14 protein-coding genes and 1 tRNA gene are annotated in these 20041 nt (G+C 57.1%); 5 read left to right on the top strand and 10 right to left on the bottom strand.

Annotation, left to right across the window (positions count from 1 at the left end; translation table 11 throughout):
• Positions 1–98: 98 nt before the first annotated feature.
• Genes QVP03_RS08460 through QVP03_RS08450 form a run of 3 tightly spaced genes read right to left on the bottom strand, consistent with a single transcriptional unit; the run spans position 99 to position 3566 of the window.
• Positions 99–842, bottom strand: a complete 744-nt coding sequence (locus QVP03_RS08460) for a succinate dehydrogenase/fumarate reductase iron-sulfur subunit (RefSeq protein WP_018696601.1) — start codon at positions 840–842, stop codon at positions 99–101.
• A gap of 39 nt (positions 843–881) precedes the next feature.
• Complete coding sequence (locus QVP03_RS08455; RefSeq protein ID WP_018696600.1) at positions 882–2828, bottom strand: fumarate reductase/succinate dehydrogenase flavoprotein subunit; 1947 nt, start codon at positions 2826–2828, stop codon at positions 882–884.
• 33 nt (positions 2829–2861) lie between these two features.
• Positions 2862–3566: a succinate dehydrogenase/fumarate reductase cytochrome b subunit b558 family gene (locus QVP03_RS08450; RefSeq protein ID WP_022333058.1), complete on the bottom strand. Its 705-nt coding sequence runs from the start codon at positions 3564–3566 to the stop codon at positions 2862–2864.
• A 118-nt stretch (positions 3567–3684) separates the two neighbouring features.
• On the opposite strand from QVP03_RS08450, the gene QVP03_RS08445 reads away from it, so the two are divergent.
• From QVP03_RS08445 to QVP03_RS08435, 3 genes are read left to right on the top strand one after another with little or no spacing between them, the layout of a single operon-like run.
• Complete coding sequence (locus QVP03_RS08445; RefSeq protein ID WP_117508211.1) at positions 3685–4221, top strand: 5-formyltetrahydrofolate cyclo-ligase; 537 nt, start codon at positions 3685–3687, stop codon at positions 4219–4221.
• 5 nt (positions 4222–4226) lie between these two features.
• Complete coding sequence (locus QVP03_RS08440) at positions 4227–4946, top strand: DUF169 domain-containing protein (RefSeq protein WP_022333056.1); 720 nt, start codon at positions 4227–4229, stop codon at positions 4944–4946.
• Positions 4943–5740: a patatin-like phospholipase family protein gene (locus QVP03_RS08435; protein WP_022333055.1), complete on the top strand. Its 798-nt coding sequence runs from the start codon at positions 4943–4945 to the stop codon at positions 5738–5740. Before QVP03_RS08440 ends, QVP03_RS08435 begins: the two co-directional genes overlap by 4 nt.
• A gap of 418 nt (positions 5741–6158) precedes the next feature.
• Here QVP03_RS08435 and QVP03_RS08430 read toward each other — a convergent pair whose 3' ends face one another.
• Entirely contained in the window at positions 6159–7538 is a 1380-nt protein-coding gene (locus tag QVP03_RS08430) for a DUF5723 family protein (RefSeq protein WP_022333054.1), read from the bottom strand.
• A 13-nt stretch (positions 7539–7551) separates the two neighbouring features.
• Complete coding sequence (locus tag QVP03_RS08425; RefSeq protein WP_022333053.1) at positions 7552–8478, bottom strand: hypothetical protein; 927 nt, start codon at positions 8476–8478, stop codon at positions 7552–7554.
• A 182-nt stretch (positions 8479–8660) separates the two neighbouring features.
• Between QVP03_RS08425 and uvrC the strand changes: the two genes are divergently transcribed.
• Positions 8661–10481: an excinuclease ABC subunit UvrC gene (uvrC, locus tag QVP03_RS08420; RefSeq protein WP_022333052.1), complete on the top strand. Its 1821-nt coding sequence runs from the start codon at positions 8661–8663 to the stop codon at positions 10479–10481.
• Positions 10482–10546: 65 nt separating this feature from the next.
• A tRNA-Leu gene (locus QVP03_RS08415) sits at positions 10547–10630 on the top strand.
• A gap of 293 nt (positions 10631–10923) precedes the next feature.
• On the opposite strand, the gene QVP03_RS08410 is transcribed toward QVP03_RS08415, so the two are convergent.
• From QVP03_RS08410 to QVP03_RS08390, 5 genes are read right to left on the bottom strand one after another with little or no spacing between them, the layout of a single operon-like run.
• A complete protein-coding gene (locus tag QVP03_RS08410) occupies positions 10924–13008 on the bottom strand; it encodes a TonB-dependent receptor plug domain-containing protein (RefSeq protein ID WP_022333051.1) in 2085 nt (694 codons plus the stop codon).
• Positions 13009–13021: 13 nt separating this feature from the next.
• Positions 13022–14104, bottom strand: a complete 1083-nt coding sequence (locus QVP03_RS08405) for a YncE family protein (RefSeq protein WP_022333050.1) — start codon at positions 14102–14104, stop codon at positions 13022–13024.
• Positions 14091–16118, bottom strand: a complete 2028-nt coding sequence (locus QVP03_RS08400; protein WP_022333049.1) for a hypothetical protein — start codon at positions 16116–16118, stop codon at positions 14091–14093. Before QVP03_RS08400 ends, QVP03_RS08405 begins: the two co-directional genes overlap by 14 nt.
• A gap of 4 nt (positions 16119–16122) precedes the next feature.
• Complete coding sequence (locus QVP03_RS08395; RefSeq protein ID WP_022333048.1) at positions 16123–17847, bottom strand: PKD-like domain-containing protein; 1725 nt, start codon at positions 17845–17847, stop codon at positions 16123–16125.
• Between the two features lie 11 nt (positions 17848–17858).
• Positions 17859–19868: a DUF5074 domain-containing protein gene (locus QVP03_RS08390; protein ID WP_278809146.1), complete on the bottom strand. Its 2010-nt coding sequence runs from the start codon at positions 19866–19868 to the stop codon at positions 17859–17861.
• Positions 19869–20041 lie beyond the last annotated feature (173 nt).

Raw genomic sequence — 20041 nt, 5'->3', positions numbered from 1 at the left:
ATCAGTCCAAACTTTGGGGTGCACATCACAATGCAGTCCCTCCCCTTTGTCTGCCCGGCATTTCCGCATAGCGGGGAAAGCCGGGTGCATATGATCGCTTAGTCCTCGAATTTTGCCGAGAGGAATTCGCGGTTCAGACGTGCGATGTGCGCGATGGAGATCGACTTGGGGCACTCGGCCTGGCAGGCACCCGTGTTGGTGCAGTTGCCGAAGCCCAGTTCGTCCATCTTGGCGACCATCGCCTTGGCGCGGCGTGCACCCTCCACGCGGCCCTGCGGCAGCTTGGCGAGCGATGATACGCGGGCAGCGACGAAGAGCATGGCCGAACCGTTCTTGCAGGTCGCGGCGCAGGCTCCGCAGCCTACGCATGCTGCGGCGTCCATCGATTCGTCGGCATCGGGCTTCGGAATCGGAATGGCGTTGCCGTCGGGCACCGAGTTGGTGCGTACCGAAATGAAACCTCCCGCCTGCAGGATCTGGTCGTACGACGAACGGTTCACCACGAGGTCTTTGATGACGGGGAACGCCGCCGAGCGCCAGGGCTCGATGGTGATGGTCGCACCGTCCTTGAACTTGCGCATGTAGATCTGGCAGGTCGTGACCGCCTGGCTCGGGCCGTGGGCATGGCCGTCGATGTGCAGCGAGCACATGCCGCAGATACCTTCGCGGCAGTCGTGGTCGAATGCCACGGGCTCCTTGCCCTCGTGGATCAGGTTGTTATTCAGGATGTCGAGCATCTCGAGGAACGAGGTGTCGGCCGAGATGTTTTCGACTTTGTAAGTTTCGAAACCACCCTTTGCTTTAGCGTCCTTTTGACGCCATATCTTTAATGTAAAATTCATAATTTCAATTTGTTATTAAAGTGTTACAACGTCAAACGGTTAGTCTTTGTAGTTGCGCTGTGCGGGGTGTACGAATTCGAAGTTCAGCGGTTCTTTCGTCAGCTCGGGGGCTGCGTCCTCGCCCTTGTACTCCCATACGGCGGCATATACGAAGTGCTCGTCGTCGCGCTTGGCCTCGCCTTCCTCGGTCTGGTGCTCCGTGCGGAAGTGGCCGCCGCACGACTCCTCACGGTTGAGTGCGTCGCGGGCCATCAGCTCGCCCAGTTCCAGGAAATCGGCCAGGCGGAGCGCCTTTTCCAACTCGACGTTGAAGTCGTTTTCCTTGCCTACGACCTTCACGTCCTTCCAGAACTCCTTGCGCAGTGCCTGGATCTCGGTGATCGCCTTTTCGAGCGACTCCTTGGTGCGGGCCATGCCGACGTTCTCCCACATGATGTGGCCGAGTTTCTTGTGAATATCGTCCACCGATTGCTTGCCGCCTATCGAGAGCAGTTTGGCGATCTTCTCCTTGACTTCCTTCTCAGCCTGGTCGAAGGCCTTGGTGTCGGTCTTCACCTTCGGAGCCTGGATCTTGTGCGAGAGGTAGTCGCCGATGGTGTAGGGCAGTACGAAATAACCGTCGGCCAGACCCTGCATCAGCGCCGAGGCGCCGAGGCGGTTGGCACCGTGGTCGGAGAAGTTGGCCTCGCCGATGGCATACAGGCCGGGGATGGTGGTCATCAGGTTGTAGTCGACCCAGATGCCGCCCATGGTGTAGTGTACGGCCGGGAAGATCTGCATCGGCTGCTCGTAGGGGCTCACGTCGGTGATCTCCTCGTACATGTCGAACAGGTTGCCGTAGCGTTGCTTGATGATGTCCTTGCCCAGACGCTCGATGGCGGTCTTGAAGTCGAGGAATACGGCCAGCCCCGTTTCGTTCACGCCGAAGCCTGCGTCGCAGCGCTCCTTGGCGGCACGCGAAGCCACGTCGCGCGGCACGAGGTTACCGAAGGCCGGGTAACGGCGCTCCAGGTAGTAGTCGCGGTCTTCTTCGGCGATGTCCGACGGTTTCTTGGCCCCCGAGCGGATGGCCTTCACGTCTTCGAGTTTCTTGGGAACCCAGATACGGCCGTCGTTACGCAGCGACTCCGACATGAGCGTCAGCTTCGACTGCTGGTCGCCGTGTACGGGGATGCAGGTCGGGTGGATTTGCGTGAAGCAGGGGTTGGCGAAGCCGGCGCCCTTGCGGTAGCACTGGAATGCGGCCGAACCGTTCGATGCCATGGCGTTGGTCGAAAGGAAGAATACGTTGCCGTATCCGCCTGTGGCGATCACTACGGCGTGTGCACCGTGGCGCTCGATCTCACCGGTGACGAGGTTGCGGGCGATGATACCCTTTGCCTCGCCGTCCTCGATGACGATGTCGAGCATTTCATGGCGCGGATAGCTTTTCACCGTGCCGGCTGCGATCTCCTTGTTGAGTACCGAATAAGCGCCCAGCAGGAGCTGCTGGCCCGTCTGGCCGCGGGCATAGAACGTGCGCGATACCTGTGCGCCGCCGAACGAGCGGTTGGCCAGCAGGCCGCCGTATTCGCGTGCGAAAGGTACGCCCTGGGCCACGCACTGGTCGATGATGAGGTTGGAAACCTCCGCCAGGCGGTATACGTTGGCTTCGCGTGCACGGTAGTCGCCGCCCTTGATCGTATCGTAGAACAGGCGGTATACCGAGTCGTTGTCGTTCTGGTAGTTCTTCGCAGCGTTGATACCGCCCTGTGCGGCGATCGAGTGCGCGCGGCGGGGCGAATCCTGGATGCAGAATACCTTTACGTTATATCCGAGTTCACCGAGCGAAGCGGCGGCGGAAGCACCGCCCAGACCGGTTCCGACGATGATGATGTCGAGCTTGCGCTTGTTTGCGGGGCTTACGACCTTGATAGCTGCCTTGTGGTTGCTCCATTTTTCTTCGAGGGCGCCGGCAGGGATTTTAGCATCTAATTTTAAAGCCATATCTGTTGTGTGTTTATTGTTCTGGATAATCGGTTAGCAGGCGCCTGCGCAGCAGGGGCAGATGCTCTTGATGAAGTAAACCACCACGACGGCGGCAAAGCCGAGGAAGATGATCGTCGCTACGATATTGGCGATGCATTTCAGGCGGGGATACCACGTGTCGTTGGCCCAGCCCACGGTCTGGAACATCGACCATACGCCGTGCGTGAGGTGGAACCAGAGGGCGAAGAACCACACGAGGTAGATCACCACGTAATACCACTGCGAGAAGGTGTAGGCGATCAGCGAAGCGCCGTCGGCAGCGCCGAAGCCCAGCGAGTTCTCGTGGCCGCCCATGATTTCGACGAGCTGCATTTTAGCCCAGAAGTTGAACAGGTGGAGGGCCAGGCCGCCCAGGATGATGAAGCCCAGCACGAGCATGTTTTTCGAAGCCCATTTCACACCCGGCTCCACGACCGTTACGGCGTAACGCTGCGAGCCGCGGGCCTTGCGGTTTTCGAGCGTCAGGATGACGGCGTAGATGAAGTGGATGACCACGCCTGCCGCCAGTACGAGGGTGCCTGCCAATGCATACCAGTTGGCCCCCAGCAGTGCGCAGATCATGTTGTAAGCCTCGGGCGAGATGATCGCCACAATGTTCATGGACATGTGGAAGAGGATAAAGAGCACGAGGAAGCACCCCGTTACGCTCATCACCAACTTCTTGCCCAGCGAGGAATTAGATAAAAAACAGCTCATAATGATTTAAATTTGTTTATATTTGTTAAAGTTTTGTGTTCCCGGACGCAAAGATAGCCATTGTTTGCAGAATAACAATAGAAACGGCCGGGAATTTTATGCCGAAAAGGAGGGTTTTATGACTAAAAAAGAGCTGCGTGCAGCGATGAAAAAACAGAACCTGTCCCTCTCCCCCGAAGAACGTGCGGCGGCATCCGGGCGGATCTTCCGCCGGGTAGCGGAATCGGGGCCTTTCGGGACAGCGCGGTGCGTGGCGTTTTTCTGTGCCCTGCCCGACGAACCCGCGACGGAGGAGGCGCTTGCCCGGTGGGGCTCCGCCAGGCGGATCGTCGTCCCCCGGGTCGGGGGCGACGCGATGCGGTTCTTCGATTACGTACCCGGGGCACTCCGTGCGGGGGCCTTCGGGATCGCCGAACCGGACGGGGACGCAATGCCGTGCGAACCGTCCGAAATAGATTTGATCGTCGTTCCTGGAACGGCATTTACGCAAGCCGGTGCCCGCATGGGCCGCGGCCGCGGGTTTTATGACAAATACCTCTCGCAGCCCGGGTTCCGGGGCGTGAAGGTCGGGGTCTGCTACGCCCACCAGCTGGTCGGGGCACTGCCCGTCGAACCGCACGACGTATTTATGGATTATGTAATTACAAACGGATGAATGCCATGCAGACAGGAGAATTTGTCGCCGCTTTCCGCGAGGCTTTCGGCCCGGTGCCGGAGCTGCCCCTGCTGTTTCGCTATACGGACGAACCGCTGCGCCCCGCCGCAAAGGCGGGCGGGTGTTTTTTCAAGGCGTTGGCCGAGGCGCGTGACGGGCGGCCCGTGGGGCTCAACGCCTCGAATATCGGTTGCGGGGGCGGCAAGTTCTATACGGGTTTCAGCCCCATGCCGGAATTCGTCCCGCAGTTCGTCTCGCTCAAGGAGCGTTATAAGCAGACGCCCGAAATGGTGCTGGACTTCATCGCTGCGCTCGACCTGCGGCCGGGGCCGAAGGCGTGGCTCGAGTTCGTGCGTGTGGATGCGGCGGGGACGTTCGACGGGGCGGAAGGCGTGCTATTCTTCGCTACGCCAGACGTCTTGGCGGGGCTCGTGACATGGGCCGGGTTCGACAACGACGCCCCGGATGCCGTTGCGGCGCCGTTCGGCTCGGGATGCAGTACCGTGGTGTCGCAGGCCGTGCGGGAAAACCGTAACGGCGGCCGCAGGTGTTTCCTGGGGCTGTTCGATCCTTCGGTGCGCCCGTGGGTCGGTGCGGACGAATTGTGTTTCGTTATTCCGATGTCGCGTTTTGCCGGGATGTGCGGCACGATGCGTGCAAGCTGTCTGTTCGGAACCCATGCGTGGGATAAAGTCCGGGAGCGGATAAACAAGATGAATTTATGAAAAAAAGAAGGGCTGCGCTGGTGCTTGCGGGCGGCGGCGCGCGTGGTGTTGCCCATATCGGGGCGATCGAGGAGTTGGAGAGTCAGGGATTCGAGGTGCATGCTGTGGCCGGCACTTCGATGGGGGCGTTGGTCGGGGGCATGTATGCCTCGGGGCATCTCGAACCCTTCAAGGAGTGGATGTATACGCTCGACAAGTATAAGGTTTTCGGGCTGGTCGATTTTGCGCTGAGCACCGAGGGACTCGTCAAGGGCGACCGCGTGATGCGGGCCATGAAGGAGCTGGTGCCCGACGTGAAGATCGAGAAGATGCCGCTGCCGTTCGCCGCGGTTGCCGCCGACCTGCTGACGGGGCGCGAAGTCGTGCTCGACAGGGGAGGCTTGTACGATGCCATCCGGGCGTCTATCTCCATCCCGTCGGTATTCCGTCCCGTACGCCGGGGGAACCAGGTGCTGGTCGACGGCGGTACGGTCAATCCGCTGCCGTTGAACCGGGTGCGCCGTGAACCGGGCGACGTCCTGGTCGCCGTGGATGTGAGCGCCCCGTTCTCGGAGGAGATGGCCGTCCGCAACAAGGCTTCGCTGAACTATTATAAGGTGATTACCGCATCGTCGGAGATCATGCAGCAGCATATCGCACGCCTGATGTGCAAGCTTTACAAGCCCGACCTGCTGATAGAGATGCCTGCCGACCGTTTCGGGATTTTTGAATTCTACCGCGCCCGGGAAATTGTCGAGGCCGGCCGCATGGCGACGCGTGCCGCACTGGAGCGTAGCCTCGTCGAAGCGGGATAGACTGGGGGCGAGGAAAATCGGATGGGCTATGGCATGATTTTTGTTTAAAGGGATAAAAAGATTGCGACGGCCCGTGATTTTGAAGAATTCAAAAGTAGTGACGCAACTTCACACAGATTTGAGGGGCCGTCGCAATATTTAAACGCAAAATCATCCGGGGCAGGAAAATGGGATCGTCCCCTGAGAAATGCTTTCGTAATCTCTACATTGCAAAGATAAATAAAGTTTCCGATAAACCAATGCCATTGCCCGATTATGGTATGGGTGCGCCTAAAATATGGAAAGGGAGGGTGCGTTTGTTGCCGCAGGCTGTCTTTTTTGCGTACTCCAAGTGTCTTTATGCCCGGTTCGGCAGAATTTTCGGGCGTCCTGATAAGAAAAACCCGGCCTGAAAAGGCCGGGTTTCCCGTTCGTTCGTTTACCGCCGATCCTTGTCGTACACATAGGCCGCGATACGGTGGCTGCGTCTGCCGATCGGTACTCCGATGCCCAGCGTGACGTTCATCACGCTCTGCTTGATAGGGATGAACTGGGGCGTATGCTTGGCCGTGACGATGTCCGTGGCAAGGTAGAAATTGATCCAGCTGGGGTTCAGGTTCAGCGCCAGTCCCACGGCGCCGCCGCGGTTGTCGATCACCGAATAGCTGCCCGTGACGGTAAACCAGCGGATCGGGTGGAAATTGACCGACCCGGTGATGTTGTGCAGGGTCTTGTATTCCCACACGCGGGCCGTATACAACAGGCCGATGCCGATCTTATGGCGCCATACCTCGTATTCGAGGCCGGCGTTGATCGAGGCACGCAGCATGCGCGATACGCTCTTGGCCGCGCCCTTGTGGAACTCCAGTACGTCGATGTCGAAGTCGGGCGACTCGGTGCCGTCCTCGGTGACCGTCACACCCGTGAAGGAGAGCTCCTTCGCCGAATAACCCGTTACGTTCTTGTTCTTGCTCCAGCCGATGAAGCCCAGGTCGTTCACCGCCAGCGATGCCTGCAGGTTGGGCAGGATGTCGTACGTGGCTCCGAAGTCGACCGCGAAGCCGTAGCCGGCGGGCGAGGTGGGCTTGAGGCTGATGTCGTCCATCTTGTAGACCTCTTCGCCGTGGTCGTTGAGTTCGGTCTTGACGTCGAGCCCTGCGGCCGTGATGTCCAGCCCGCCCGCGGCGTTGATCAGCCAGCGTTCCTCGTTGTGCGATACGTTGAATTGCGTGAAATACATCCGCGCACGTGCCACGCCCATCAGGAATTTTGCCCGCACACCGATGTATAACTTGTCGTCGAGCAGCGGAAAAGAGTAGTTGAAACCCGCTTCGAGATAGCTGTCGGCCGTGATGCCGATGTCGCTGATGTCGCCGCTATTGCCGCGTTTCAGGAAGTCGAAGAGCGAGTAGGGCAGGGTGGCGTCGGTCGTGACGCGGGCGTTGAGGTCGAACGACCAGAAATTCTTGTGGTTGCGGGTGAAGGCGCCGAACCCGATGAGGTTTACGCGCGTGTCGAGACCCAGGAGGTTGTCGGCTTTGAGTCCCGAAAGGGCGTCGGCCGTCGATACGGAGCTGTCGAGCAGTGTGACGAGTTTTCCGTTGCGCGGATAGAGTATTTTGTCGATCGAGAGGTTGCCGCTCACGTTGATGTCCAGTCCGCCCAGCCCGGGGATGTTGACATAGCCGCGTAAGGGGGCGAAAGCCGGGTTGAACTGGCTGCGGAGGGTAGACCCCTCCATGAAATAGGCCGTCGGGTTCTGTGCCGCGGCGCCGGATGCCAGCAGCAGCGTGAATAGGAATGCGTATATTTTTTTCATGTTCTGTGCCGGATTAGAGGTTGAGCTTCAGGCCGCCGCGCTTGATCAGGCGCAGGGTGATGACGATTTGCTGATCGGACGTGAAATCGTAGCCCGGATAGTATTTCTCCAGCGAGACGGGGAGGATGATCTCGGCACCCTCGATGATCTGCCGCAGGTCGCTTTCGAAAAGTTGCGTCTCCCTGATCTCGTTCGTTTTGCCGGGTTCGACCGTTACGTCGAACCGGACGTTCGTAGGCGAGAAATAGGGCACGAGCCGCAGGCTCACGGGCAGGGCGCTCGTGATGCTGCCGTAGAGGTGCAGCGTGTTTTTGGGGTTGGGGGTGCCTTCACTGTCGAGGTTCTCGCAGAGCATGTCCACCACGTCGCCGCCGATGTCGATCTTACCGATGTCGTAGGTTACATCCTGGACTTTGAGCTCTGTCAGGTAGCTGCCGGCCAGGGATTTGACCTCGCCCGAAAGCCGGTCGTGCAGCATCGGCATATTGCGGAACGCCTCGATGAAGACCGGTTTGAAATCTGCCGGATCCGTATTCGGGGGGAGCAGGGGCAGGAAGGTCGAGAGGTATTTTTCCGCCAGCAGGTCGGCGACGGCGGTGATCTTGGCATCGTCGTCCATCATCTGGTCGATCAGTGCATCGAGCAGCGGCGTGATTGTCTCCGGGGTGTTCTGGAGTTCCCGCAGGTCGACGTATGCGGCGTTTCCGGGCAGGGGCGAGGGAAGCCAGATGTCCGCTTCGTCGAAGAGCGTTTTGATGTCCGCACCTCCTTCGTTCAGTTCACTCATACTTACGTATACCGTGGCCAGCGGCAGCCGGTATTCCGAGTCCTCGTCGCCGATGGTGACATCGTCCGTGTTCACGTTCGACAGGTCGTAAGCGTTGTCGATACAGGACGATGCGAGTGCTGCGGCGAAGAGAAAAGGTAAAAATTTTCTCATAGGGTTTGGGTTTGTTTTCAATGTGCCGCAAATATATGCCGTTCCGACGAATAAAACAAAAAATCGGACGTTTTAGTTTATGCGTGTGTCAAATGCGGCCATCTCTGCGTGCGCCGGAAGCATGCCGGAGGAGATGGCGCGTTTTGTGAAATAATTGCTACATTTGCACTGCGATTATCGCTATGGCGGGAACCGAAAAAAACAATCTCAGAGAGCAGGTGGCGATGCTGCCGCAGTCGCCGGGCGTCTACCAGTTCGTAGACCGCTCGGGGACGATCATCTACGTCGGTAAGGCCAAGAGCCTGCGCAAGCGGGTTTCATCCTATTTCGTGCAGAGCAAGGAGCACAGCCCCAAGGTTCGCGTGCTGGTGAAGCAGATCGCCGAGATCCGCCATATCGTCGTGGACAGCGAAACCGACGCCCTGTTGCTGGAAAACTCGCTCATCAAGACCCTCCAGCCGCGGTACAATATCCTGCTCAAAGACGATAAGACCTATCCCTGGATCGTGGTGCGCCGCGAGCATTTCCCGCGCGTGCAGTCGACGCGGCAACTGAACCGCGACGGGTCGCAGTACTTCGGCCCCTACGGATCGGTGGTGATGCAGCACAGCGTGCTGGATTTCATCCGCGAGGTGGTTCCCTTGCGTACCTGCAAGCTCAACCTCGCCCCCGAGCAGATCGCCAAGGGGAAATATACGGTCTGCCTGCAATACCACCTGGGCAACTGCAAAGGCCCCTGCATCGGGGCGCAGGGCGAAGGGGAATACGGCCGGCTCGTCGACATGGTCGTCGCGGTGCTCAAGGGCGACCTGCGCCCCGTGCGTAGCTACCTCGAACAGGAGATGCAGCGCGCTGCCGGGGAATTGAAATTCGAATTGGCGCAGCGCTACAAGCAGCGCCTCGATGCGCTGGACAACTATGCGGGCAAGTCGGTGATCGTCAGTGCGAAGATCGTCGACGTGGATGTTTTTTCGCTGCTTCCGGACGACGATGTGGCCTATTGCAATTTCGTGCGTATCCGCCACGGGTCGGTCGTGGGCGTTTATACCGTGAAACTCAAGACGGGTGTCGGGGGCGACGAACGCGACATGCTGACGCTGGCCATCCAGCATGTCGTCGAGCATATTGCCGGGACGCTGGCCCGTGAGGTCATCGTACCGTTCCTGCCTTCGACGACGCTGCTGTTCGACGGTGTGACCTTCACGGTGCCCAAGCGCGGCGAAAAGCTCGAACTGCTCGAATTCTCGCAGAAGAGCGCCCGTATCTATCGCGCCGAGCAGCTCAAGAACCTGGAAATCAAGAATCCCGAACGATATACCGAGCGGTTGATGAATGCCCTGCAAAAGGAATTGCGCCTCGACCGCCAGCCGCGGCACATCGAATGCTTCGACAACTCCAATCTGCAGGGGGCCCATCCGGTAGCCTCGTGCGTGGTGTTCCGCGACGGAAAACCCGCGCGCAAGGACTACCGCCATTTCAACATCAAGACCGTGGAGGGCCCCGACGATTACGCTTCGATGCGCGAGGTCGTCTTCCGGCGTTACAGCCGCCTGCAGGAGGAGGGGGCCGAGCTGCCCGATCTCATTATTGCTGACGGCGGGAAGGGGCAGATGGGCGTCATTCACGAGGTGCTGGAGTATCTCGGGCTGGACATACCTGTCGCCGGGCTGGCTAAGAACGACCGCCACCGCACCTCCGAGTTGCTCTGCGGATTCCCGCCTGTCCTGGTCGGCATCCGTCCCACTTCGCCCCTTTTCCACTTTCTGGCACACATCCAGGAAGAGGTGCACCGTTTCGCCGTCTCATTCCACCGTCAGAAACGCAGTAAGGCCTTTATCCATAGCGAACTGGAACAGATCGAAGGCATCGGTGACAAGACCGTCCGTACGCTGCTGCAACATTTCCGCACCGTGGCCAAGGTCAAGGCGGCACCGTTCGAGGAATTGACGGCGCTGGTCGGCCCCGCCAAGGCGAAAAAAATCAAGGCTTTCTTTGAAAAATAACCGGATTTTTTGAAAATTGCGAAGAATCGACTATCTTTGCCCTCCCGATTCTACGGAAGAGGCTTGCCCGGATGGCGGAATCGGTAGACGCGTTGGTCTCAAACACCAATGACAGCAATGTCGTGCCGGTTCGACCCCGGCTCCGGGTACTTTTTTAAAACGCCCATGATTTAATAATCAAATCATGGGCGTTTTTTATTTGCCATGAATTGGGCATTGACCCTTTCTCTGTTTGCTGTAAAAATTTTCTATTTTTTCAAAATACAAAATCAGCAGAATCTGTCTGCGGAAACCGGAGTATTGCGTTGTTATGGCAGACAACGTGCTACTAATCTCTATTATTCCGGTTCCCGCGAACAGATTGTAAACGAACGGCGGCGGGATTCAAATGCAGAAATGTTTGCAATGGTTCACCGCGATCAAAAGGCCCGCCGCCGCAGAGTTATCTTTTTTTACCCCACTTGGGGCGTATGTCGAGGAAAATCTCGAAATTCAAGCGTGGCATGGGACGAGCCAGCACCGAAAGATACTCCTCGTTAAACAGGTTTTTGACCGCGATCTTCACGGAAAAATCAGCCCAGGGTACGGCGAAAAGTTTTTCGACCGACATGTCGCTCATAAGATACGGAGGTACATATCCCGAGATCGTGTAGTCGTTGCTCGACATGGTGAAGCGTTCGCTATACCAACACCATTTGTAGAGCAGCCGCCAGCTTTTCCATGCCAGCCGCGCCGTTACCGACGCCGAGAACTCCGGTACATAGACCAGTTGTTTGCCGATGGACTCGTCGCCCTTGCTCATCGGCTCGCTCTCGTTGATCGAGGGCGTCCACGAAAAATTGCCGTCGGCACCGACTTGCCAGTCACGGTTCCAGGTTCGGTCGAAGCCCGCCTTCAATTCCACTCCGTAGGCATGTACTTTTTTGAGGTTCTTCGGCGTCCAGAAATCCTGCTTGCCTCCCAGGGGTATCCACAGAATCCAGTCGTCGATGTAGGAATCGAACCACGTCGCCTCGCCGTGAACCGCGTACCGCCCCTCTTTGGCGAAGGCAAACGATACGCCGCCGTCGTAGGTGAAGCCGTGTTCGGGCTGCAGGTCGGGATTGCCGCCCGGCTGGAAGTAAAGGTCATTGAGCGTGGGGAAACGGTAGTTGCGCGAAATGGATGCCTTGGCCCGGACGTTTCCGGCTTTCGAGAGCAGGTAATCGGCATAGAATGCCGGAATGAGCGGCGTCCAATCCTTGCCGTACATATCCTCTCGCAACGCCAGCGAGAGGCCCAGCCGTTCGGTAGGCGTCCACTTGGCAGTCATATAAGCAGATAGTTCCGTGCGGGCTTTGTCGTAACCGACCACCGCCTTGTCGCCCTGCTGGGTGATGATGTTGCGATCCTGATTTTTCGCGAAATGCTGGTGCAGGGCAATGTCGACCGAGAAAAGCCATTTTTTGCCGACGTAAAATTCGCTGTTACCCGATGCGAAAAGCGTGTTTACCTTGCTGCGCGAAGTAATCATGTAGGCCCATTCGCCGTTCCCTTTGTCACGGGCGTAATCGTAGCCGAGCCATGTGTGGATGTAACCGACTTTTGCTCCGACCTTGTATGTAGGACGCAGATGATCCCACGAGAGTACGCTGCGCAGGGTGCGTTCGCGCTGCTGGTGCAGAATATCCTTCGGATCGCCGTAATCGACGGTCGTTTGTGAAAGGCCGCGCTTGGAGGTGAGAAACCAGGCGTTCAGCCCGAAACGGTCGCCCTTGCCGGTATTGTAATAGACCTCCTGCAAGGCGTGAAAGTCATGAAAATCGCCGTCACGGTGGGTTTCGATGGGGTGGTAGGTGTCGATAATATTTTTATCGTCGTCGTAGACATTTTCGTTCTTGTCGCGGTTGCGGTACTTGAATTCGTTGGGCGACGAGGAGTAGACCACGCGCGTCGAGGTCTGCCAATGGTCGTCGCCGTAGGTCAGCCGCAGAAATTCGTCCGTCGTCCAGAACGAGCCGATTCCCTGTGTATACTGCATTTTGAATCCGCGTGTATCGGCGGGTTTGGTCGCCAGTGTGATCGCCCCGCCCAGACCGCCGCCCACGACGTTGAGCGACGAGGTGCCGTGCAGCAGCGTCGCGTCGTCCACGAAATAGGACGGGATCATCGAAAAATCGGTCATGCCCAGCATCGGGGAGTTGATACGCATGCCGTTCCACATCACCTGCGTGTGCGATGCCGCCGTACCGCGAAATGCCACGGTAGAAAGCGTGGCCCGGCCGTACTGTTTGATGAAGATTGCCGTATTGAACGTCAGCACGTCGGCCATCGACAGGGCGATGTTCTCGTGCAGGACGAGGGTGTCCAGTTGTGTTTTTTGTACGCCGATCTCTTTCATCGGACGAATTCCTGTAACACCGACCTCACGAATGGGCATCACCAGCGAGGGGTTGTTGTTCCACCAGCCGTTGCCGGCCGGTTTTTCTTGTGCAGTGATTGTTGCGGCGAGGCACAAACCGATAAACAGAAGTATTGGTTTCTTCATATTGCGTATCGGTTTAATACCAACAAAAAGCCCCCGGAATAATTCCCGCCCGGAATTCGTCGAGCAACTCTCCTTCGGGCGAATAGCGGTAGACGATCCCCTTCTGTTGGTAGTCGATGGCGTCGGCCACGTATACTTCCGACGTGTTGGGGTCGATGGACAGGCCGTAGAATTTCGTCTGCTTGTATTTGAGGAACGGCCGCACGGGGACGTGATCGGCCACCACCGGCATCCGCCAGATATCGTTGTTGATGAAGTAGAGCGTGTCGCGTCCGCCGTTGAGCTGCACCTCCGAGGGCCAGTCGCCGAATTTGAATTTGAACTGTTTTTCGATCCTGAAAGTTGCGGCGTCGATACGGTAGAGCGAGGGGGCCTCGTGCCCGTAAGGACTGCCCTCATAACCGCCGTCGGTGATCGTCCACATCTTGTCGTACTTATCCATCACCAGCGACGTGGGCTGGATGCCGACGACCAGCTCGTCGACCACCTTGTCCGTTTCGGTGTCGATCTTCAGCAGCCGGTTCTGATAAGACCAGCAGTTCACGTAGACGTATTTGCCGTATTGCACCATCTGTTCGGTCGAACCGGTTTCCATCGTCATACCCGGGCAGTTGATGTATCCCGTAATCTCGAACCGTTTGGGATTGACGATGAAAATGCGATTGTCCCAGATTTGTGTGACATAGGCTTTTTCGTCCGACAAAAAATGGATATAGCGCGGGGAGGTGAGGTTCGTGATGCGCCCGACTTCTTTGAAGGTCACGGGGTCGATGGCAAAGATCACATGCGAATTATTCACGACGATCCAGCCCAAGCCGCCGTACATCGTCATCGACTGTGCCACGTCGCCCAGCTTCTGATCGTTGGCGCGGAAGAACACCTCGTTGTCGATCTTACGGGTTTGCGTGTCGTAGAACGAGAGCGTGGCATTGCCGTATTGGAAATTCCCCTCGTTGGTGATGAACAGCCCGTGTCCCACCTCGGGGCGGACTGCGATCTCCCGACCGAGATCGTAGTCCCACTTCATACAGCCGGTGAGAACCGAACAACAGCTTGCGACGATGAATATAAAGCGGTTCATCCTACGGCTTGACATACTCCCCTGCGGTTATTTGCTCCCAGGTCGGATTATAACCGTTGCCCGAGACATTCCACTTGTCGGCCGAAAGTGACGGCAGCGCATTTTTCAGCCCGGAGAAATCGGTCATCTTGCCCCAGTATTTGATATCTACCGAACCGATTTCAGTGACGCCCGCGAAATCGGCCATGCCTGTCAGCTTCATTTGGCTGGCCGCACCGGAGTAGGTTCCGCCCCAGAATTTGAATACCCCGATCTTGCGCAGCAAGGGTAATTCGAGATCGCCTTCATCCACATACTGCATATAGCTCGTGTCCCACTTGTCCGTCACCTCGGTAAGTTTCGGGGCGCTGAGTTTTTTGAGGTACGAACAACTGCTCATCTGGAAAGTTCCGACTTGCTCCAGATCGGGAAATGAAACAGTTGTCTGGCCGCTGGCTTTGCCGCCCGACTGCGAATAGGTACCGATGGATTTAATGCCGGGGAAGGTAATCAGGTCGTTCTGCGTATAATTGGAAACGCTGAGTTTTCCCGAGATGGTTTCAGCGCCTTCGAGTGCGGTGAAGTCGCACGCTCTCGAACCGCCGTTCAGCGACAGATCGCCCAGCGCATTTTTCCGAACCCTGACCTTCGCCAGTTTGTAACAGGCGATCAGTTCGACCTTCGGGAGCGACTCCACGCCCGACAGGTCGAGCGACGGCAGCAGGTTCAACTGGTAAAAATAGATGTTTTCGCAGGCCGTGAGCCGGGGGATGGAGAGTGTTTCGATCAGAGAAAGGTGGCGCAGGTAGAACTGTCCTCCGATGGTTTCGAGCGCGGGCAGTTCGAGCCTGTCGCTTGAAAATTTCGTGTCGATCTTAAAATCCGCACGTACCTTTTCGAGCGACGAGAGGTCGATGCTGGAAAGCATGGCTGCAGAGCTACTGTCCGAGAGCGAGAACGAGGCCAGCGAAGGAACTTTCGGCATTGCGAATGTGGTCGCTGCCGTCAGGTAGTTCCAGGTAAATGCACCGCCCAGATGCACCAGTTCCGGCATATTGAGTACTTTGAGCTGTGTCAGGTAAGTCAGCGTGCAGTTGCCGCCGATGGAGGCGATCTTCGGGAGTTCCAATAACTGCAATTCGCTGAGATACTGGAGCGACAGCGAACCCGTTACTTTTTCGAGCGACGAGAGTCCGAGTGCGGCCAGGGCCTTGTTGCCGGTCGAGGCATTTGTGCCGGAGAGGATCGTCAGATCGCCCGTACACTCCTTCAGCGCCGGAACATTGAAAACGGAGAGTTTGGCTGCATTGATATAGACCGTCCCCGTCGATACGAGTTTCGGCAGGTCGAGTTTGGCGACCGTATTGCCGTTTACCGAGAGCTGTCCGAGCGATTCGAGGGCGGGCAGTACCACGTCGAAATCCTGGGCGGTCGTAAGCGGCGTGGTGGCCGTTCCCAACACCAGACCGCCTGCCGAACGCAGGTTTTCGAGCCCGGAGAGTTTTTCCCCAGCGAATGAGTTGCCTACGACGATGTTGTAGCGCACGTCGGTCAGTCCGGCTAACGGCGCAAGGTCGGTCACGGGATCGTCGCAGGCCGAAAAATCGCCGATCGTGAGGTTTCCCTCGATCACCGTCGCACCCGTTGCGGCGAACGCTTCGACATCGGCCTGTGTCGGCAGTGCGACGCTGCCGGCCGTAACGTCGTTACGCTTGACCGAGTAGGCGTAGTCGCGCAGGGTCTGGTTATAGGCCATGACGCGGAAACGGTGTTCGTTGTCCCAGTCGGTGATCCTCGCCGGATCGGGGTACAGGATCGCCTGCTCGCAAAGTTCGTAGTCAGCAGTAGCACCTTCGAGCGACACATTGCGGGGAATGGAAACCACGATTTCGTCGCCGACGAGTGCGGCGCGGTATACCGTTCCGTCCTTGGCGGTGAGCGCGAACGAAGTGATGTGGTTGTCGATGCCGGCAAAGGGCTGGTTCTCCTCTTTGTCGTTGCAGCCGCAGAACGCGAAAACCGCTGCGGCCAGAATCAGTATTTTTCTCATCGTATTATTTCTTTTTGGTCATGTTGTAATCGAATACGCCGAACACTTCGGTCGAAATTTCGCCCAGCCAGCCGCTTTTTGCCTGAATGCCGGTCTGCACCTTGACAAAGTCGATGTATTTGAGGCCAGCGGGCTTGCCGTCGAAAGTGACGGCGTCGGAAATCCGGAAATGGTTGGCGTTGACGCCTGCTCCGGAGTTCGGATCGTCGGTCAGACGGTCGATCGGGCTGAAGTTGTCCGCGTAGCCCCAGTCGTAAGCCGGATTGACCCAGTAGGAACCGTTGCCCGACTGGTCGTAATTGTTGGCCTTGAGGCAAGTGCCGCGCAGCGTGTAGCTGTCAGCCTCGACCCATGCCGGATAATAGTAGTCCTGCGTATGGAATTGCGAAAGGTAATCGACGGAACCGCTCGCACCCTTGTTGTCCGTCCACTGCACCTCCATGCCGGCAGCGCGTGGACGGTAATAGGTCACGGCATAATCCTGTGTCGTTTCAGGCTTACCGTATTCGGAGCCTTTCAGTTCGTACCATGTGTCGTTCGGCAGTCCGTCGCCGTTTTCGTCCTGCATGACCCATACGATGCCCGGTTCGGATGAACCGTCGAACGAGTTGCCCGAAACGCCGATGTTGTAGCCGCCGTCATTTTCAATGCTGTGGTCGAAGCCGACTACCAGATAGCCGCCGAAAGCTCCCAGCGACACATAGGTGTTGAGTTTCATCTGGGACTCGGCATAGGCGCACGCTGCGTCCATCGTCGTCACGTCATAACGTTCGTTGACGAATTGTCCGGGAGCGGCAAGGAACTCGTAGACCTTGTTCCAATCCTTGCTGCTTGCCGGAGATCCGGCACGGTAGTATCGGCCTTCTGCGGGGCAGACATTGACGGTCAATTCCTGAGGAACCGTCAGATATGAGTTTTTCATTTCGACTTTGACCGTGTACGTTCCTTCGGCCGATTCGGAGAAAATATATACCGGATCGGAGGACTGTTGCACCTGTTTGCCGTTTACCGACCAGGTATAACTGGCATCGAACGCATTGGTAATGTCGAAAGGCATCAGACGGATGCGGCGGCCGGCGGATAGGTTGAAGACCGTCTGATCGAATGTCCAGCCGAACGGCATTTCGTCGATCGTGCAGACTTTTACCCCGAATTCCTTGCTGTCCTCGCCGTCCTCATTGCGGGTGGCGAATTCGAGCGTATAATCTCCGGCTTCGGACGCGTCGAATGTAAATTCCTTTTCGGAGGAAACCTCTTTGCCGTTCACGCTCCATGTGCAGGTCGTGGGGATCGAGGTGTCGATTACGGAGGGTTTCAGCGTCAGAGGACTGCCGACCAGAATCGTATACCCTTTTTCGGGAACCGGCAGGCTGATTGTCGGGATTTCCAGTTCTACCACATCCACACGCAGCTCCTCGGAGGCCGTGCCGTAACGGTTCGACACTTGGAGGAGCACGAACAACTCGCCTACGGTTTGTTCGCACACCGTAAGGGCGGGTTGCGTGCCGACGACTTTTCCGTCGATTTTCCACACATAGAGTGCCTTGTCCGCGTTTTCATAAGTGGGGCTGATCGTCAGTTCCCGGCCTGATTTGATGGTGTAAACCGCATTCTCGCTGTCGAGCGTGATACGGGGGGCCGTCTGCGAATCGACCTCGATCACATCGTCTTTGTTGCAGGACGACAACACGAACAACGCAGCAAATAAACAGGATAACAGTTTTTTCATCTCTTTATGCTTTATTTGTTAATATACGCTTCGGAGAAACGGTAGACGAAATCGATCCCGGCCGGGCTGGCACCTTTCTGCGTGGGATAGGAAAAATGGTTGATTTCCGAGGCGGAAGTTCCGCTCACGTCATAGGTGTAGATATTCGAATCGACGTAGCTCGACTTGCCGACCCACAACACATTGGTTGTCGGATGCTGCCCCATAATGCCGTAAATCGTTTCATTTCCAGATAGATATTTGTAATCGACGGTCTGCGTCTGGTAATTGTACCGCGTTGCGCTCGTGGCGTTGAAAGCATCGGTATCCACAAAATAGAGATAAGGATCGGTGAAACTGGCGCACATGCCGATAGCCGGAGACCATGTTGCGATCGGGAATCGAACACCTCCGGAAAGTTCTTTTTCTGAAACGACCGTGCCCGAGTGATCGATGCCAACGATCATCGGATCGGAGGTCAGGGTTCCCATATTCGGGCTCGTGCCGGAATAGGTTCCGGCAAGGGCGAAATAGATATTGCCGTCGGCACCTTTGACGATGCCTTTTACTTGCCGGCCCTCATAGGTCAGCCGCTTTTCCACCGTTCCGCTTTCGGCATTGATGATAACGACGCTGTGTCCGCATCCCGCATAAATCTTACCCCGTGAATAGACCATGCGGGTTTTGATCGCGCCCACCGAAGTAAAGGCTCCGAACGTGCCTTCGAGGGTCGCGCCGATTTGCACCGAATTTTCACCGAGGGTCAGGGCGACTATGCCCGAAGTGCTTTCCATACTTGAATCGGAATATTGAACATAGGCTTTCGTTGCACTTACAACGACCAGATGCTGAGGCCATGTGTCTTTGTCTTCGGGGGTTTTAAATACCAGCGGGTCGGCGAATTCCATGCGCATCGTCCGGGCATCGCACACAACGAAACGGCCTGCGCCGCCCATGCGGTCGCCGTTCTGGGTTAACAGGTAGATTTTTCCGTTGGCCATGAACATATCCTGTACGACGTTGCCGATCTCCAATCCGCCGTTGGCCTGCTCGAATACCTCCCGGTACTCCTTGCCGGCCTTGTCGTAGTAGACCAGCATACCGTTTACTGAAGTCATATTGCCCTCGCAGACCACGAACGTACCGTCCTTGTCCGTGTAGTCCACCGAAGCGCACACGTCGGCCGAGGCAAAGACCGTATCCCCTTTTTTATCGATCCCGATCAGCGTGATGATGCCGCCTGAGTAAGCTGCATCCGAAGCCGCCGGAGCCTGCACGGTTACGCTATTTTTCGCAAGGTTCAGCGACGCCTTCCACCCTTCGGGAATATTCATGAAGTCGGCGGTTTCCACATCCGTCGTATTCAGCGTCAGCGTCTTTTTCTTGCCGAAGTCGAATACGAAGTACGAACGGCCGTCGTCGGGCTGTACAAAACAGAATGAGGACACCGAAGTTTTTGGAATGACGATTTCCGTGCCGTCGGTCAGAGTGAACGTTACGGCATCGTCGCCGTCGCTGACCGATTTGAAGAACGAATCCCCGTCTTTTCCGTTGCTTCCCGTCGCTTTTACGTCGTTGCCGGCCGCATCTTTGATGCGCGCTCCGTCCACAATCCAGTAACCGTCGGCATCGACGGCCATTTCGGGTTTCGAACCATCTTTGCCAGCTACCGGGATTTTGTGGCCGTCCGCATCGGTCAGCCAGTTGCCCTTGCCGCCGATCGTCCAGTAGTAGCCCCCCTCGAACAGGTCGATACCGACCTCCGGGGCATTCGTACCGTTCTTGCCGTCGGCAATCGAAACGGAGGTGTTGTCGTTGAACGTGATGGTGTATCCGGTGTCCGTCTGGGTCACATCGGAGATCGTCTTGCTTTGGCGCAGGGCATCCACAAGCGTTTGCAGCGCCGAAACCTCTTTGTTGAGTTCCGCGAGTTGGGTCTTGAGCCCGTCGATCTCCTTCCACAGATCGTCGTCGTCGTACGAGCAGCTCCATGTCGCAGCACCGAACAGGGTTATTGCCAAAAGGGTAAATAGTTGTTTCATGCTTTTCAGATTTTAATTATTAATCGGTTTGATTTCCGGGGGATAAAAAACGCCTGCCGACAGGCGACGGCCTGCGGCAAGCGTAGAGGATGAACAGGAGATCCGGACGGGGCGCGGATTAGCCTCTCCCGTTGTATAACCCTGTCTGTTATGAATTATTCCCATTGTCATTC

Origin of the sequence: Alistipes sp. CAG:29, assembly GCF_000435435.1 — a bacterium.
In the GTDB taxonomy this organism is placed as follows: domain Bacteria; phylum Bacteroidota; class Bacteroidia; order Bacteroidales; family Rikenellaceae; genus Alistipes; species Alistipes onderdonkii.
Note: the sequence above shows the minus strand (reverse complement) of the source record. Positions and strands in the feature narration are given on the sequence as shown.